This window comes from Methylomusa anaerophila (assembly GCF_003966895.1).
Lineage (GTDB): Bacteria > Bacillota > Negativicutes > Sporomusales > Sporomusaceae > Methylomusa > Methylomusa anaerophila.
Genome location: NZ_AP018449.1, coordinates 406,273 through 421,214, shown reverse-complemented (window position 1 = coordinate 421,214; position 14,942 = coordinate 406,273). Strand labels below are relative to the sequence as shown.

The 14,942-nt window shown below is 43.5% G+C and carries 18 protein-coding genes and 1 tRNA gene; 10 read left to right on the top strand and 9 right to left on the bottom strand.

The features are described 5' to 3' along the window. Positions 1-38: 38 nt before the first annotated feature. The 5 genes from MAMMFC1_RS22565 to MAMMFC1_RS01780 form a co-directional block, all read right to left on the bottom strand. Positions 39-524, bottom strand: a complete 486-nt coding sequence (locus tag MAMMFC1_RS22565; RefSeq protein WP_197723891.1) for an aminoglycoside 6-adenylyltransferase — start codon at positions 522-524, stop codon at positions 39-41. Further along, complete coding sequence (locus MAMMFC1_RS22560) at positions 415-879, bottom strand: aminoglycoside 6-adenylyltransferase (protein WP_197723890.1); 465 nt, start codon at positions 877-879, stop codon at positions 415-417. Before MAMMFC1_RS22560 ends, MAMMFC1_RS22565 begins: the two co-directional genes overlap by 110 nt. Beyond that, positions 827-1,228, bottom strand: a complete 402-nt coding sequence (locus MAMMFC1_RS01790) for a hypothetical protein (protein ID WP_126305952.1) — start codon at positions 1,226-1,228, stop codon at positions 827-829. Before MAMMFC1_RS01790 ends, MAMMFC1_RS22560 begins: the two co-directional genes overlap by 53 nt. An 81-nt stretch (positions 1,229-1,309) precedes the next feature. Beyond that, on the bottom strand, positions 1,310-2,185 hold the full coding sequence (locus MAMMFC1_RS01785; protein WP_126305950.1) for an AraC family transcriptional regulator: 876 nt from the start codon (positions 2,183-2,185) through the stop codon (positions 1,310-1,312). Positions 2,186-2,341: 156 nt separating this feature from the next. Then, positions 2,342-2,417: transfer RNA gene (locus tag MAMMFC1_RS01780), tRNA-Ala, on the bottom strand. Positions 2,418-2,591: 174 nt separating this feature from the next. Between MAMMFC1_RS01780 and MAMMFC1_RS01775 the strand changes: the two genes are divergently transcribed. The 4 genes from MAMMFC1_RS01775 (at position 2,592) to MAMMFC1_RS01760 (ending at position 6,953) form a co-directional block, all read left to right on the top strand. Next, positions 2,592-3,782, top strand: a complete 1,191-nt coding sequence (locus tag MAMMFC1_RS01775) for a metal-dependent hydrolase family protein (protein ID WP_126305948.1) — start codon at positions 2,592-2,594, stop codon at positions 3,780-3,782. An 89-nt stretch (positions 3,783-3,871) separates the two neighbouring features. Beyond that, the gene (locus MAMMFC1_RS01770) at positions 3,872-4,711 is read left to right on the top strand and encodes an AAA family ATPase (protein ID WP_197723979.1); all 840 of its coding nucleotides are present in this window, start codon (positions 3,872-3,874) and stop codon (positions 4,709-4,711) included. 46 nt (positions 4,712-4,757) lie between these two features. Then, positions 4,758-6,134 (top strand): VWA domain-containing protein, encoded by a 1,377-nt coding sequence (locus MAMMFC1_RS01765; protein WP_126305944.1) that lies wholly within the window; start codon positions 4,758-4,760, stop codon positions 6,132-6,134. Positions 6,135-6,287: 153 nt separating this feature from the next. Next, the gene (locus tag MAMMFC1_RS01760) at positions 6,288-6,953 is read left to right on the top strand and encodes a TerC family protein (RefSeq protein ID WP_126305942.1); all 666 of its coding nucleotides are present in this window, start codon (positions 6,288-6,290) and stop codon (positions 6,951-6,953) included. A 93-nt stretch (positions 6,954-7,046) separates the two neighbouring features. Here MAMMFC1_RS01760 and MAMMFC1_RS01755 read toward each other — a convergent pair whose 3' ends face one another. Next, the gene (locus tag MAMMFC1_RS01755) at positions 7,047-8,027 is read right to left on the bottom strand and encodes a metal-dependent hydrolase (protein ID WP_232035611.1); all 981 of its coding nucleotides are present in this window, start codon (positions 8,025-8,027) and stop codon (positions 7,047-7,049) included. 260 nt (positions 8,028-8,287) lie between these two features. After that, a complete protein-coding gene (gene lgt, locus MAMMFC1_RS01750; protein ID WP_126305938.1) occupies positions 8,288-9,082 on the bottom strand; it encodes a prolipoprotein diacylglyceryl transferase in 795 nt (264 codons plus the stop codon). 119 nt (positions 9,083-9,201) lie between these two features. On the opposite strand from lgt, the gene MAMMFC1_RS01745 reads away from it, so the two are divergent. Next, positions 9,202-9,756: a TlpA family protein disulfide reductase gene (locus MAMMFC1_RS01745; RefSeq protein ID WP_158618602.1), complete on the top strand. Its 555-nt coding sequence runs from the start codon at positions 9,202-9,204 to the stop codon at positions 9,754-9,756. Beyond that, a complete protein-coding gene (locus tag MAMMFC1_RS01740) occupies positions 9,753-10,454 on the top strand; it encodes a cytochrome c biogenesis CcdA family protein (protein WP_126305934.1) in 702 nt (233 codons plus the stop codon). The genes MAMMFC1_RS01745 and MAMMFC1_RS01740 overlap by 4 nt, the downstream gene beginning before the upstream one ends. A 101-nt stretch (positions 10,455-10,555) precedes the next feature. On the opposite strand, the gene MAMMFC1_RS01735 is transcribed toward MAMMFC1_RS01740, so the two are convergent. Beyond that, positions 10,556-11,248: a metallophosphoesterase gene (locus tag MAMMFC1_RS01735; RefSeq protein WP_126305932.1), complete on the bottom strand. Its 693-nt coding sequence runs from the start codon at positions 11,246-11,248 to the stop codon at positions 10,556-10,558. A gap of 175 nt (positions 11,249-11,423) precedes the next feature. On the opposite strand from MAMMFC1_RS01735, the gene MAMMFC1_RS01730 reads away from it, so the two are divergent. Together MAMMFC1_RS01730 and MAMMFC1_RS01725 are read left to right on the top strand one after the other, a co-directional pair. Continuing rightward, positions 11,424-11,957, top strand: a complete 534-nt coding sequence (locus tag MAMMFC1_RS01730; RefSeq protein ID WP_126305930.1) for a hypothetical protein — start codon at positions 11,424-11,426, stop codon at positions 11,955-11,957. Beyond that, complete coding sequence (locus tag MAMMFC1_RS01725; protein WP_126305928.1) at positions 11,957-12,493, top strand: hypothetical protein; 537 nt, start codon at positions 11,957-11,959, stop codon at positions 12,491-12,493. The genes MAMMFC1_RS01730 and MAMMFC1_RS01725 overlap by 1 nt, the downstream gene beginning before the upstream one ends. Before the next feature lie 115 nt (positions 12,494-12,608). Here MAMMFC1_RS01725 and MAMMFC1_RS01720 read toward each other — a convergent pair whose 3' ends face one another. After that, positions 12,609-13,019, bottom strand: a complete 411-nt coding sequence (locus tag MAMMFC1_RS01720; RefSeq protein WP_126305926.1) for a hypothetical protein — start codon at positions 13,017-13,019, stop codon at positions 12,609-12,611. Positions 13,020-13,243: 224 nt separating this feature from the next. Here MAMMFC1_RS01720 and MAMMFC1_RS01715 point away from each other — a divergent pair, with 224 nt between their 5' ends. Both MAMMFC1_RS01715 and MAMMFC1_RS01710 read left to right on the top strand, forming a co-directional pair. Continuing rightward, positions 13,244-13,849 carry a MerR family transcriptional regulator gene (locus MAMMFC1_RS01715; RefSeq protein WP_126305924.1) on the top strand — a complete coding sequence of 202 codons (606 nt, stop codon included), beginning with the start codon at positions 13,244-13,246 and terminating at the stop codon, positions 13,847-13,849. A 255-nt stretch (positions 13,850-14,104) separates the two neighbouring features. Continuing rightward, positions 14,105-14,932 carry a class I SAM-dependent methyltransferase gene (locus tag MAMMFC1_RS01710; protein ID WP_126305922.1) on the top strand — a complete coding sequence of 276 codons (828 nt, stop codon included), beginning with the start codon at positions 14,105-14,107 and terminating at the stop codon, positions 14,930-14,932. Positions 14,933-14,942 lie beyond the last annotated feature (10 nt).

Sequence of the window (14,942 nt, the reverse complement as noted above, 5' to 3'; positions counted from 1 at the left end):
ATAATAAACTCGTTCGAGATAATATTCCGGACATTATACTATTCTTTCACCATCCTCAGATACTCCCGCATCCCGTCCTCTTCCTCCTGCCGGTAGATGAAATCGAAATGCGCCGCTACCGCCAATGCTATCGTGTGGAACAAATCGCACATCACATCAACCGCTGTCCCAATATCGGTATAATTACTACCGGAATAGGTCGCAGCGTATTGCGCGTAGAGCTCCGGTGGCAGATATTGCTTAAAATACTTGCCGTTCTTGCCAGTAGAGAGATTGAAGCCATGTTGTATGCCGATGTACCATTCAATCATATAATGCAGCTCGGCGCGAACCACCTCGTTCAGCATGTGCATGACGTAAGGAAGTTCATCCCGCGCGATACCTTTTGCTACGTTGTTGAGGCACCACCAGAAGTTATTGCAGCAGGAGTAAAAAAAAGAGTGGCGAGGGCGGCTTGATATGCCAGTGCTTATCGCCGGGGGCAGGCAGGGTCTGCAAAAACCCGCTGCCGTTGTCTTTATCAAGCAGAACAACAGCAGGCTCTCCCTCATCTATGTAACTTGTAAACTCAAACCTCAAGTCAATGCGATTTCCATCGGGATAAATCATCATATAATTGAAGCTGCCGTCTCCGGTCGGATAACGCATAGCTTCGGGCATCTGCATAATCAGCGGCTTGCCAAAGTGAGCTTCCACCCAGGCGGGATTGTTGTAAAAGGGCGCAATGTCCGCGACAAAATAGGTGACGTCATAATCCTGGTAGCTGTCCTTTGGCACGGCAGGGTTCGCCCGCGAACCGCTCAGCAATACTGCGCGAACGCGCTCATCAGCCTTGGCTACGCTCAAAATCAAGTCCATCATTTCCTGCTCGGTTCGCATGATTTTCACCCTCTCTTAATCTCTGCCAGACGGTCGGCTTGCCATCTGTAAACTCCACTTTACCAATTGAGTCGTTGACAATCTGCATTTGCGGCGGAATACGCCCAAACAGCCGCCCTTGTCCGGGGTATTCCCCGCAAATCCAAACCTTGTCATTCACAACGATGTCACTTTGTCCAGCGGGAGCAGGCTCATTATTGCAGACGGGGCAATATTTTTTATCCGCTTCTTTGATAAATTCGAAATAGCGATAGTGAAAGCTCCCGCCGCGCTTCTCGCTCGATAAGTCCGCTGTCATGCGGCAAATAGGCAGATTATGTAGCCCCACAAGGTCGCTTTCGGTTTCCACAAAGCCGAAATTGCGGTATAAGTTTTTTGTCGGTATGCCGGGAGCGTAGCCTTCAGGAAAGGTTTCTACCGTGATAAAATATTATTTTTTCTCAACGGGTATCCAGATTTCACTGACATAATTTATGTCATCCATATTGCCTTCATAATACGCCTCCAGATCAATTCCATGAGCTGGGCGGTACTCCGAAGTCGGGAAGAATTCAGTGTAAATTTGGCGCCACAAACCTTGAACGGCTTTCGGCATAGCACCGACGCATCTGAATACCACCCATGTATATTCGGGGATTTCCTTTACTGTATAGCCTTTAGGAATATCACCGCTCTCATATGTTGTCGCAATCAAATACGGGAATTGGTGTGCATTGGCTGAACTATCTTCGCAGCAGACTCCGAAAACCATGCCGCTGTTTTGAGTATTCCGTGACAACTCATAAAGCGTTTTTACTGTTCCGTCTTTATGGCATCTGCTCCAGAACTCAGGGATATCAACTCTGTTAAACTCATCCGACGTATCGAATATTTCCGATTTACCAATGACCTTGAATTCGCGTTTCTTTTCAATCCTATAATCCATAATATTACCGCCTTCCAAAGATATTTTGATTGACAGACGGCTGAAGGATCTTAAGTTTGCTCCCTGCTCGCGCGCAGCAGATGGAGTGATGCCATGAAAGCGGGTAAATGCTTTGGCAAAGCTGTCTGGCGATTCATAGCCATATTTCAACGCAACATCAATGACTTTCATGCTGGTCTGATTCAACTCAGCAGCGGCAAGCGTCAGACGCCTGTTGCGAATATATTCGCCGAGAGAATAATTGCACATAATGCTAAAGATACGTTGAAAATGAAAGCTCGACACACATGCCTTGGCAGCAATCTTTTCATAATCGAGATCATCCATCAGATTTTCCTCGATATAGTCAATTGCTTTTTGCAACCCCGTTATCCAATCCATTCTATCGCCTCCTGTCTATCTATAAAATATCAAAATGCTCAGAAGCTTTCCCGACATTGTCTGCTTAGTTTCGCCGGATTTGAATTTGTACCAAGTGCCCGGTCTTGTTGGGTATGAAAAAACCACAAGGTTTTTGGCCTTGTGGTTCATTGTTATTGGTGGAGATAAGCGGGATCGAACCGCTGGCCTCTTGAATGCCATTCAAGCGCTCTCCCAGCTGAGCTATACCCCCATGATTTCCGGAATTGTTCCGACAATTGTTATTATACTCAGTCCAAAATTCTATGTCAAGATAAAGAGTAAATAATTTTAAAACGCTAATTTTAAGCAAAGGGGGGGGAATCCACAGTTCTACATAGAAAATATACCTAATAGGAATGAATGCAGCTTGGAAGGAGAACGGATCATGTTGGTAAAGGCAGGATTACTGATAGACGGTACGGGAAATGAACCCCAGGCGGATGCTTGTTTTGCCGTAGAGAAGGGGCGTATTATAGCTATAGGGAGAATACGGGATTTTTCCAGTGAGCAAGTTGCGAATGCCGTAGATTATTCCGGTTTTACCGTATTGCCCGGGTTAATTGATACTCATGTGCACTTATTCTTGGAGGGGATATTTGATCTAAAGGAACGGAGCCTGCGGTGGAAAGATGAAAAAGACATTACCCTGATCAGGGCAGTAAAGAATATTGCCAGAACCATTCAACATGGGGTTACCACCATTAGGGATTTAGGCGGACCGCATAATATAAACACTGTGTTAAAACAGGCCGTTCGACGGAGCGTAATATCCGGGCCCCGCGTGCTAACCTGCAATAGGGCAATCTCGATTACCGGCGGTCACTTTCATTACGCAGGCGGACGGGAAGCGGACGGAGCAGAAGAGATGGTTAAAGCCGTCCGGGAGCAAGCAAGAGCCGGGGCGGATTGCATAAAGGTCATGATGACCGGCTGCGTGGATTTTAACCGGCAAGACGCCGGAACGGTCGAGCTATCCCGAATTGAGGCTGAAATGCTGTTTAAAGAAGCGAGTAAATTAGGCAAACCGGTAGCCGTTCACGCTAACGGCATAGAAGGCGTCCGCCAAGCGCTGGCCTGTGGGGCAACGACTGTGGAACACGGAGCACTTCTGAAGGAAGAGACAGTTGAAGAGATTGTCAGGAGTTCTGCTTATTGGATTCCGACATTAATACCTTTTCAGCGTATGCTGGATTATAGTGAAGAGTATAACACAAAATCGCTGCCCTATGACGGGATTCATACTGTCTATGCCCGGCATCGGGAAATGGTTGGCCGGGCTGCAAAGATGGGAGCAAGAATTGTTGCGGGGACAGATGCCGGCGCTTTAGGGGTTGAGCATGGAGACTTGTGGTGGGAGATCAGCCTGTTAATTGAATGCGGCCTGTCTGCCGGTGCGGCTATTCATGCCGCTACCGGTTTAGCCGCTCAAGCCATCGGAATTGCCGATGAAGTGGGTACTCTGGAGGTTGGTAAGCGAGCCGACTTCATTGTGGTTAACGGCAATCCTTTACAGGAGATCAAAAACTTAAACAAGATAAACAAAGTATATAAAGACGGCCATTTGGTGTATCAGTGAGCCTTGGTTTGGCATCTATCGCGAAAAATTCACAATCATATTGATATTGTTTTCTGGAGTTGGTTAAAATGACAGACGCCATTGAAATTATGAAAAAAAAATTAGGCGACAGCGGCTATCTAGCGGAAAATGTTTTGGTTATGACTCTTTTTCTGGCAGAACAGATGGAAAAGCCTTTATTGCTGGAAGGACCTGCCGGTGTTGGTAAAACGGAACTGGCCAAAGCGTGGGCCAGGATGGACGGTCGACGTCTGATACGACTGCAATGCTATGAAGGATTGGATGAAAGCAAGGCCTTGTATGAATGGAACTACCAGAAACAACTCTTGTATATACAAATAGAGGCTCTGTCTGATAAGGGGTGGGAAGCAGGGCGTCAACATATTTTTACCGAGGAGTTTTTACTGCGGCGGCCACTGCTGGAAGCACTGACAAGCCCTCAGCCTGTTGTTCTCTTAATCGATGAAATTGATAAGAGTGACCCCGAATTTGAGAGTTTTTTATTGGAAGCTCTGTCCGATTGGCAGGTAACCATTCCGGAACTGGGTACAATCAGTGCGGTAACCAAACCTCATGTTGTATTAACAAGCAACAGTACCCGCGAATTAGGCGATGCCTTGCGGCGAAGATGCTTGCATTTTTATATAGATTACCCCGATTTTGAGCGGGAAATGGCTATTGTTGAATTGCATGCTCCCGGACTTGAACGAAAATTTATGGAGCAACTGGTAGAATTCATACAAAATATACGTAAACAACCGCTGAAGAAGCCGCCCAGCGTTACAGAGAGCGTGGACTGGGTGAGGGCGATGAGTCTTATTGGACAGGAAATTATCCCGGACAATGTGCGTATGACTCTGACAGCGCTGCTCAAGTATACCAAAGACCGGGACTATGTAGTAGAGAAGCTGCCTTTTTTGCTTAAGTGAAACGGAAAGCTTGAAGAAGTTTAAGAAGTTTAAAAGGATAAATGACATGAAACATCTGATAATTGAATTTGTTCGTCTCATGCGGGAAGCCGGGGTTTCCGTAACTACCATGGAGGCGGCCGATTGTCTGACCGCCCTTGAATTAGTTGGCTTTCGCCTGGAGCTTATCAAGGCTGTCATGGAGACAACCCTGGTTAAAAGTATGTGGGAGCTCCCAATTTTCAATACGTTGTTTGACTTGTTTTTTGACCTTGCTCCTGACCATCAGCCGGATTCTTCGAAGGATTGGACCGATCCTCTTATCATCCGGGCCGGCACCGCTGATGGCAGCGGACGTGGATCTTCAGGCGCCGGTGGCGATGCCGACGGATTATTAGAGCGGATCGAAAGCCAGCCGCCGCCGGTTTTGGAGGAACTGGCCCGGAATTTTATAATGCAGGTGAAACTGGAGTGTGCATCACCGCAGGAGATATCGGTGAAACTCAGAGAAACTCAGGTTGGTCTCCGCTGGTTTGAGGCTGTAAACCGCGTCGAACGGCGATATCTCACCGGTCAGATAAAAGAATCGGTATTTAGAGAATGGCAGAATGCTTTTAAACTTTTAGAGCAGAGCATGCGAAAAGAGCTTGAAAAAAAAGCCGTTCGGCAATTTGGACGTCAAGCTATTTTGCCTTTGGTCGAATTTGCCAATATCCGGCGACGGGAGTTTGGCGAATTGTCTTTGGTTGAGGTCGGCGCGATAGAACAGGAAATCACTAAATTAGCCAAAAAGCTGGCCGAAAAACCGGGCATTCGTCTTCGCCGGGCCAAACGGGGCAAAGTAGATCTTCGCCGTACATTTCAAGAAGTTGTTAGAACGGGCGGCTATCCAATTCGTCTAAAATTCCGCGACAGAATAAAAAGTAAAGTTGATTTATGGCTTTTCTGTGACGTATCAAATTCCGTTGAGCAATTTAGCCGTTTCATGCTCCAGTTGGTTCAAGCTGCGCAAAGGCGATATGCCGCCGTCCGTTCTTTCGTCTTTATTGATGAGGCTGTTGAAGTAACAGAATGGTTCCGGCATCAGGACGTAAAAGATTTTTTAGAAGCCAGACATCTTAGAGACAGGTTTAGTCGCCGGGTAGGACTTTCCCGTTACGATTTGGTACTGGAGCAGATCGTTCATTCTGAATTGTCAGCCATATCATCAAAGACGAAAATTATTATTTTCGGTGACGGTCGAAATAACTGGCGAGCAAGCGGGGCTGACGAACTCGCCAAGATCGGAGAAAGAGCGCAGGCCATTTATTGGTTGAATCCGCTGCCATCTGATCAGTGGCTGCAGGGAGATTGCCTTATGAAGGAATACCAGCCTTATTGCCGCCAAATATTCGAATGTCGCAATTTAGAACAGTTAACAGAAGTAGCCAACCGGATATTATAATTATCCGGTTGGCTGCTTTTTGTAAAAAGTTTCGTATTGGAGGTACATCAAATATCGTTAAATATCATTGAATATCGCCGAAGGGTTAATATATTATGACTGTGATGGAATACTATATATTGAAATCGCGTATACTGGGATGGAGGTTGCGGCATGGATTTGTTTGTTTCTTTAATCAGCATTGTTACTGTCAATCTTCTACTCAGCGGTGATAACGCCTTAGTAATTGCATTAGCCAGCCGGAGTTTGCCCCCGGCGCAGCAACAGCGGGCTGTCTTTTGGGGTGGAGCAGGTGCTGTTGTTCTAAGAGTCGTGCTCACACTCCTGGCAATTATTCTGTTAAACATTCCTTACCTACAGTTAATAGGCGGATTCGCGCTTTTATGGATTGCCGTGAAACTTTTAGCCGGGGAAGAGGAAAAGCATACGGGTCTGGACGCGAATCCAAATTTGTGGGGGGCGGTAAAAACCATCATTGCTGCTGATTTGGTAATGAGTATTGACAATGTCATCGCAATTGCGGGAGTAGCTAAAGGAAATATTGTTTTATTAATTATTGGACTGGCTATTAGTATTCCGATTATCATTTGGGGAAGCAAGGTCATTCATATTCTTATGGCCAGATGGCCGGTCGTCATTACAATTGGGGCAGCGTTCCTGGGATGGACAGCGGGAGGCATGGCAATAACAGATCAGAAACTTCAACCGCTGCTTGTTTCATATCCATGGCTGGACTGGGCTATTCCGTTGACATTTGCCGTTTTTGTCATCCTATTAGGTGAGATGTTGTTACTAGCAAAAGGGGAGGAGAATATATAGGAATAAATGTATGTAAGAACGGTTAAGCAATAGCCTATATACCCTTTATCGAATAAATTCTGCTCATCGTGTTATAGTGTTAAGGACAAGATTTTACAAAGGATGTTTCATTATTTTGCCGTAAGTGTGAATGTAGGAATCATAAGGAAGTTCATCCTGATCGAAGAGCACTATGGCGCTGTGCATAAATTTAGACCGGAAAAAATAACGTAAGTCATAGATGCAAACTTGCTTTTCCATACTTTCGCCGGTTGTTTGTTCAACATAATAGCTAAACGGAGTGAATGCGGCGAAAAATTCGCCTACAGCTGTTTTTTGTGCTTCCAAGGTAAGACTGGACACCCTTTGTTTGATTAGATGCGCATGGATGTTTATTATCGGGCGCATGGCGCCAACTTGACCGACGAAATAATATTGCTCGGTTTCAATAACAAAATCCCAGAAGAAGATTCGCGTTAATGACGGCATCATGAGCATACGGCCGATTTCATCAGTGGAAAATTGCTGTTTCAGCCACTCTGCCGATCGTTTGCGTAAATGATATCGCAGGTAAATATATACAGACAAGATGACAAAAACCGCAATCGAAGTCTCGCCGGGAGTCCATCGCTGGATAAAGACCATCAGTAACAAAGCTAGCAATAATGGATCGAAAACATTTAAAAGATGCGAACTAATTCGGCTTTTTGATAATGGCCAAATAATTGCGGCGCCATGGGCGTTAAAATAATCCATCAATATATGGGAAACACCACCGGCAAACGCCCAAAAGAATACTTGCAGTAATGAAACCCCGGGCATGACAAGATAAAATGTTCCCGTTATAAGCGAAGCCCAAATGCATAACCCCGGCACTGAATGGGAAAAGGCGCGATGTTGTTTTAAATAGGTCACATTGCCTCCCAACTGGGCAATAATATCAAAATCGGGTGCTTGGGCGCCGATGAGGGAAGCCAGATAAATGGGGTTGCTGAGAGAAAACGGTTCTCCTGATATTCCGGCTACGGCTATGCCCACTAAGGCGTGAGTAAGTGTGTCCATAAAACGCTCCCATCTTGATTTAGTAATTAACATAAGGTATCAACGATTATACATTATACCATATAGGGTAGCCGGAGGCTCAAGGTAATTATTGTCACCCTAACGGACTATAGGGTGGAAAAGACATTTTAAACGAACCGCCTGCCTGTTGCTCATGTCTTCAAAGATGTATGGGTAAAATTGAACTTGTGGCAATATTTCCAAGTGAAAAAAAGTAAAAGCTGAACCAGGGATGGTTCAGCTTTTTAATTTACTGATTTGGTTTATTAATTTATTAATTGCTATACAACGGTTTAATTTTCTTTTGATCTAAGGCCAATTCTTTCCGCATATCTGCCTTGACGAATAAATAATATAATTCCTATTAGAATTACAGTCAGACTGGTAAGCTGAGCCGACTTTAGACCAAATATCAAGGTCCCGTAGTCACCGCGCAAGTATTCCAAAAAGAAGCGGGCAGTTGAGTATAATATGGCGTAAAGGATAAAGACCTGGCCTTTGGCGTGGTTGGTAGTCCTAAAAATGAGAAGCAGAACAAAAATAATTACGTCAATTTGACCTTCCCAGACTTCCGCCGGCCATAAGGGTTGATTTCCGTAAACCTGATAGGCTAAGGTGGTTGAAGGATAGAGAATGCCGAAATTACCGCCGGTCGGGTGGCCAAAAGCGTCGCCGTTCATTAAATTGGCCATACGTCCGATCGCCTGTCCCATAATAATTGCTGGTGCGGCTACGATATCGGCGAATGCCCAGGTATCAATTTTGTGGATTTTCGTATAAATAACTCCGGCAATGACTCCCAACAATACTCCGCCCTGTATGGCCATCCCCCCTTGCCATACAAAAGGGATTTCCAGCAAATGGTGCTGATAATAATTCCAGTCAAAAAAGAATACATCCCAGAGACGGGCCCCCACAATTCCTGCCAGACCGCAATAAATCCCCATATCAGGAATATGCTGATGCCAGCGTCCGTCTTGCTTGGCAAAAAAATAGGCAGCGCCTGTAGCTAAAATAATACTCAGACTGAGAATAAGGCCATAGGCCCGTACCGGAAAATCGCCGATATAAAATAGATATTGGTGCATATTTGATCCCTCCTGACAAAATAATTGTTTATTACGTAAAGGATAAAACTTAATTTTTGCGAATAATAATTTATTAATGTTGACTGGTGGCGGAATCACGAATTAAGGAGGAACAGATGATGAATAAGAAAGTTATCGTTACCGGGGCCGTTATTGTCGTAATTATGGCTATGGCCTATGGAGCTTGGAATTGGGCTATACGTAACCCGGAAAGTTCCCCAATATCCAATTCAGCAAAGGTTTCGACTATAGAAACCGGTATCACTGTTGGTAAGATGATGCCTCAGTTTTCTTTGATGTCCCTTGATGGTCAAAGAGTCACAGTTGCAAAATCAGACCAGGTAATAGTGCTCAACTTCTGGGCTACCTGGTGTCCGCCATGCCGGGAGGAGATGCCGGAACTTGAGCAGTTTTATAAACGTTATGGTTCAACAGTCCAATTTTACGCAATTAATATTCAGGAACCTGCTGACAAGGTAGCAGGCTTCATGAAAGATAATCAATACACATTCCGTACGGCAGTCTTATTAGATGGGGATGGGGCTGTGGCAAGGACCTACCGGATAAATGCCATTCCCACTTCGATTGTAATTGATAAAGCCGGGATTATTAGATACAGAACAGCCGGCACGGTAACGTTGGCAGAGTTGGAAGGAGTACTAAAAGGCTTATGAGCACCAGCCTTACGCTTGTTGCTGTTTTTGGTGCGGGCGTTGTATCCTTTTTGTCTCCCTGTGTTCTTCCTTTACTGCCTACCTATACAGCTATGCTGGCAGGAACCGGAATAAATACCAGCGGGAAAGGCAGCCAGCGGCGACTGATAACAAACACGTTATGCTTTCTGTCCGGATTCATCGTAGTGTTCATGATTATGGGGGCAACCGCTTCTTTTTTGGGACAGTTGTTTTTTCATTATCAGGAAGTTATACGAAAAGCAGGAGCTATTTTCATGATCCTGATGGGGATACATCTGTCAGGAATTGTAAAGATATCTGTCTTAGAACGGGATTATCGCCCGCTGCTAAATGAAACATTTGAAGGTTCAGGGGGGGCATTTTTTCTCGGCATCGCTTTTACCAGCGGCTGGACGCCCTGTATTTCGCCAATCTTGACAACCATTCTCCTTTATGCCGGCGCAAGCAGTACGGTCGGTCAAGGTGCGTTTTTATTGTTTGTTTACGCAATGGGTTTTTGTGTGCCTTTTTTGGCTGCGGCTCTCTTGCTGAACCACGTGCTTCCAAGAATAAAAGGTTATTATAAGTATTTAACTGTAATACGGCGCCTTTCCGGCCTGCTTATTGCTATTATCGGCACCATAATGTATCTGGATTTAATCCCCAGGATTTTGGGATTCCTTACAGATATTCTTTAGATCTGAATTCTGACTACTGAGTTCTGAATACCTAAATAGTTACCTACTGTCTAATTTTGATTATAGGTTATATCTGGTTTTTTTCAAGTAGGCAACTTGTGTTAAATAACTCTTTGGATACCAAAATTGAGGGCATCACAGGACACTAAGCAATAGTCAACGCCATTAATAATACCGGTTGCGGCAGTAGATACAGCTTCACCATGCAAATGACCGAATACACATTTTTTTACTCCGTACTTTTCAATTAAGGAGGTAAATCCGCCCTTGGCTTTATTGCCATAAAATGGCGGATAGTGAAGCATTAGTATGATATTGCCATAACCGGCTTTGGTTGCCTGGGTCAGAGATGATTCAACCCTGAGTAGCTCGCGCTGGAAAATAGGCAAGTCGGTATCACAAAATAGAGGATCCTCCGGGCAGGTCCAGCCCCGGCTGCCGCATATTGCCCATTCACCGGCCGGTTCAAAAGAATTATTCAAAAAAGATAACTGGCCTGCTACTGCTTTGGTCATCTTGCTTACTGTCTGCCACCAATAATCATGGTTACCCCGGATCAGTATTTTTTTCCCCGGCAGCCTGATAATGGTGTTTAAGTCAGTCAAAGCTTCGTTTAGTTTCATTGCCCAGGAAATATCGCCGGCCAGTAAGACAATATCGTCTATGCAAACCTGTTCTAGCCAAGCCGTCTTTATTTTACTCCAGTGATTAAGCCAGTTAGTGCCGAAGACTTCCATAGGTTTTGCAGGAGGATTCCCGGACAAATGCAAATCGGCTATGGCGTAAATTCTCATAGTATATATATCCTCACAACTTATATCCGATATGTAATCCTTGGAACACTATTTTATCCCAAATTGATTGGAATAGCAATCTTTTTGGAAAGTGGCGGAACTGGATAGGTCGCAGTTAACTGGAATTCCTGATATAGTGTTATACTATAATTAAAAAATGAGAGGAAGATTGTTTATGGGATTGAAAGACCTTGAAAAGCTTTTAAAAGAAAAAGGAGAAAACAAAGGTAATAATGTTGAAATAGACTGGGAAGCAGAGAAAAATAAATGGTTAAATGCAGTTGCTGATTTTTTTCATGATATTGAGTGTTGGGTAGGAAATTTACCTAATTTAAAAATTGATTATACGCCAATTACGATTAAGGAAGAATATATAGGTCATTATGAGACAAAAAAAATGATTATTACCATGCTTAATCAAAATGTAACCTTGGAGCCTATTGGTACCAACTTGATAGGCGCCCATGGGCGAATAGACCTAAAGGGAAAAAAAGGAACTGTAAAATTCGTTTTAGTTCCGAAAAAATCTCAAGGACCAAAAGTAATTGTACGAATTAGCAATGAAGGTGAAATTCCTCCATTGTTACCAGAAACTGAAGAGGCAGGCAATAGCGAATTAGTATGGAAAATAGCTACTCCAGCCCCTAAAGTGAAATTTTATGATATTGATGGGGATGTTTTTTCTGATGCTTTAATGGCGGTGTTATAATGGGAAGAAGGGTGAATCTTTCCAAGCAAAATAAAAACATTGAAGATATACTTGAGTGGTATCAAATCACTAAAAATTCTTTAGATGAAAATGAAAAGTTGATTATTTCCAATAAAAATACTACTCTTAAACAATTTATTGGATTAACAAAACAGGAAGTAGAAGAGTATTTTAAATATGTAAAAGACGAACTTGAAAAAATGGTTTGTTTAGATTTATTGGCTGCTATTGAAGCGGCTTTAAAAATAGATTATTTTATACGAGCAGAAGGCAAAAAGAGAGAAACCATTAGTAAATTTTTTCGGGAAGACTATAAAAAAACTAAAGGGAAAGTTTCTTTGGATGGGACTATTTTGTCTGCTTGGAAAGAGTTTTATCCTGAGTATAGACATAAGATAGGGGCTTACAGGGGGTTTTTGAAATATAGAAATTGGTTGGCTCATGGGAGAATCTGGGAAGAAACAGTGCTGTGCGATGTTGACGTTGTGTATCAAATTTGTGATGATATAATATCGAATCTTCCTTTAGAAACATAATTATTAATTATTGGAGTAGGATGATTTAATTCATTCTTGCAGCTTCTCAAGCACCTCATTTCGGGTATTATTAACTTCCGGTCCCCGCCATTCTTGGCAAGTTCACGATCGAAAGTTACGTATGGTTTTGAACATCTTGGGAATCTATCCATTCCTTTAGTTTTTTCAAAACCTCTTCACGCGCTAACTCGCATTCTTGGCCCCGCCATTCCTGACCAGTGTCACTGTCAAACCACAAATCTTTTTGGCAAAAGGTTCCCATTGGAAAAAACTTTTCTTTAGAGGCGGCATAAATGCCGTCTAATAAGCTTTGTTTAATGGTTTTTCTTACTGAACGATAGCCGGTTTTTTCAGTCGTATTAATTTCAACGCCTGTATCGCCGGTATCGATTTCTACATGACTTAGTAGCTTGCCATGCTGGCCGGCAGTAGTAATGGCCTGTTTGGCAAGTGCGGTCGCCTGATCACGACTGATATTATCATCTGTTATCGTTACCTTAACATTACCTATAATGAGTTTATACATAACGCACCTCCTTAAGAACTATTTTATGATCAGTTCCCAGATATAGAACTTACTTTCCCCGTAACAAAATGTATATGGAAAATATTTGAGAAATTACAATAATACTTGTCATTATTGTAATTTTTTTACAAAAATTACAATACGAGGAAGGAAAAAGATCATATGACCGCGAAATAAGATCGCAATACAAATGTACGAAAATTAATGAAAGGCAGGTTTGGCGAATGGTTGATTTACTCAGTATAAAAGAGATATCACAGAAATTGGGAATTCCTCAAAGTACCCTTCGATATTATCGGGACATATTCATGGACTATTTGCCTTCTTCCGGTGAAGGCAAAAAGAAAAGATTTTTTCCTGAAGCGATTGATGTTTTTGCTGCAATAGCCAAAGGTATGCAGCAAAACAAGAATGCCGAAGAGATAGCGGCTGAGCTGGATACAAAATTTGCCCGTTTCATTGAAGTAAATTCAAATACAGATGCAGAACAAACGCAGGATGACGGCGCAACATATCCGCAAAATGACGAAATGAATGAACCACATGCTTTAGCTTCTATTTTGCCGCAGGATAATGCTACAATATTGGCAGTTGTTGCAAAGCAAAATCAGGCAATGCAGCAGATAGCAGCGACTGTGAGCATGATCAACGCGCAACAGGAGGAATTGCATACCTTAAAGGACGAGATATCAAAATGGGAAGAACGTTTTGAGAATCAATTGACTGAACATTATCAGTTAGTTGACAATAGACTTAGACAAATCATGGAGGCGAAAAGGTCCGGGTCTATTTGGCAGAGATGGTTTGGGAAAATATATTTTACACGATAAAAACAAACCGGATAACGTAAATTTTTTTGAGTAATGTCTTGTGGGCGACTTACGCGAATGCTATTAAATGTTATAATAAATCCAACCTTAAATTTGAATGTGATTGCAAGTTGGGGTCTATATTTGAGTCCATGGTGCTAGATCAGTATCGTCAGTATGCTGAGCAGAAAAACTGCAGGCCAATAATTCCGAAAGGAATAACTTGGCTTGCAGTTTTTTTATCATAAAAACATAAAAACAGAAAGGAGCTTTACAATGGCAGTAAATCTTGCCCTTGACAACAAGGATCTGGCAAAAACCTATGACGAGGTAAGCAATACACAGTTTAACAGCGGGCTCATTCTGATTGAAAAACTGGGAGTAAAGCCCGGCGATTCGGTCTTGGATATTGGCAGCGGCACAGGCAGACTGGGCCGACATGTTATCGGGATAATCGGCCCGGCCGGCAGGTATGTCGGCATCGATCCGCTGGCGGAGCGGGTCAAGCTCGCCAACGAACAGAACGAACATTCAAACGCGGTGTTTCGGATTGGCAACGCTGAGGACCTCAGTTCCCTAGCGGATAACAACTTTGATGCAGTGTATCTGAATGCGGTTTTTCACTGGGTACTCGACAAGGAAACCGCTTTGAAGGAAATATTTAAGGTTCTCAAACCGGGAGGAAAGCTTGGGATTACGACAGGCGCCAAAGAACTGAACCTGGTTTCAGGACTCAGTTTGCTTACAGAAAGTGTGCTGACGCGGGAACCGTATGACAAGTTTGTACGCTTGGAGGATAGTGTCCAGAAGCAGCATGGACTGACGACTACTGCACTTATAGAGCTGCTGACGAAAACCGGTTTTAAAGTAAAAGACATCCAAATAAAGGAGATCAAGCGAACTCATCAGACGGCAAAGGATGTTATCATCCACAGTGAGGCGAGTTCCTTTGGCAATTACCTGAATCATGTCCCCGACTCCCTGCGGGAACAGGCCAAGGCGGATGTTGCAGCAGAGATTGAAAAGCATCGAACCAAAGATGGAATAAAACTTAAAGGATACACCATATTTGCCATAGCCAAAAAAGGGCAACAGGGATTCTGAAAGCTTTATC

Excerpts from the sequence above, each read along its gene's own strand:
- MAMMFC1_RS22560 (WP_197723890.1), bottom strand. The coding sequence starts at position 879 with ATGCGAACCGAGCAGGAAATGATGGACTTGATTTTGAGCGTAGCCAAG.
- MAMMFC1_RS01785 (WP_126305950.1), bottom strand. The coding sequence starts at position 2,185 with ATGGATTGGATAACGGGGTTGCAAAAAGCAATTGACTATATCGAGGAA.
- MAMMFC1_RS01775 (WP_126305948.1), top strand. The coding sequence starts at position 2,592 with ATGTTGGTAAAGGCAGGATTACTGATAGACGGTACGGGAAATGAACCC.
- MAMMFC1_RS01770 (WP_197723979.1), top strand. The coding sequence starts at position 3,872 with ATGAAAAAAAAATTAGGCGACAGCGGCTATCTAGCGGAAAATGTTTTG.
- MAMMFC1_RS01765 (WP_126305944.1), top strand. The coding sequence starts at position 4,758 with ATGAAACATCTGATAATTGAATTTGTTCGTCTCATGCGGGAAGCCGGG.
- MAMMFC1_RS01760 (WP_126305942.1), top strand. The coding sequence starts at position 6,288 with ATGGATTTGTTTGTTTCTTTAATCAGCATTGTTACTGTCAATCTTCTA.
- MAMMFC1_RS01755 (WP_232035611.1), bottom strand. The coding sequence starts at position 8,027 with ATGTTAATTACTAAATCAAGATGGGAGCGTTTTATGGACACACTTACT.
- lgt (WP_126305938.1), bottom strand. The coding sequence starts at position 9,082 with ATGCACCAATATCTATTTTATATCGGCGATTTTCCGGTACGGGCCTAT.
- MAMMFC1_RS01745 (WP_158618602.1), top strand. The coding sequence starts at position 9,202 with ATGAATAAGAAAGTTATCGTTACCGGGGCCGTTATTGTCGTAATTATG.
- MAMMFC1_RS01740 (WP_126305934.1), top strand. The coding sequence starts at position 9,753 with ATGAGCACCAGCCTTACGCTTGTTGCTGTTTTTGGTGCGGGCGTTGTA.
- MAMMFC1_RS01735 (WP_126305932.1), bottom strand. The coding sequence starts at position 11,248 with ATGAGAATTTACGCCATAGCCGATTTGCATTTGTCCGGGAATCCTCCT.
- MAMMFC1_RS01730 (WP_126305930.1), top strand. The coding sequence starts at position 11,424 with ATGGGATTGAAAGACCTTGAAAAGCTTTTAAAAGAAAAAGGAGAAAAC.
- MAMMFC1_RS01725 (WP_126305928.1), top strand. The coding sequence starts at position 11,957 with ATGGGAAGAAGGGTGAATCTTTCCAAGCAAAATAAAAACATTGAAGAT.
- MAMMFC1_RS01720 (WP_126305926.1), bottom strand. The coding sequence starts at position 13,019 with ATGTATAAACTCATTATAGGTAATGTTAAGGTAACGATAACAGATGAT.
- MAMMFC1_RS01715 (WP_126305924.1), top strand. The coding sequence starts at position 13,244 with ATGGTTGATTTACTCAGTATAAAAGAGATATCACAGAAATTGGGAATT.
- MAMMFC1_RS01710 (WP_126305922.1), top strand. The coding sequence starts at position 14,105 with ATGGCAGTAAATCTTGCCCTTGACAACAAGGATCTGGCAAAAACCTAT.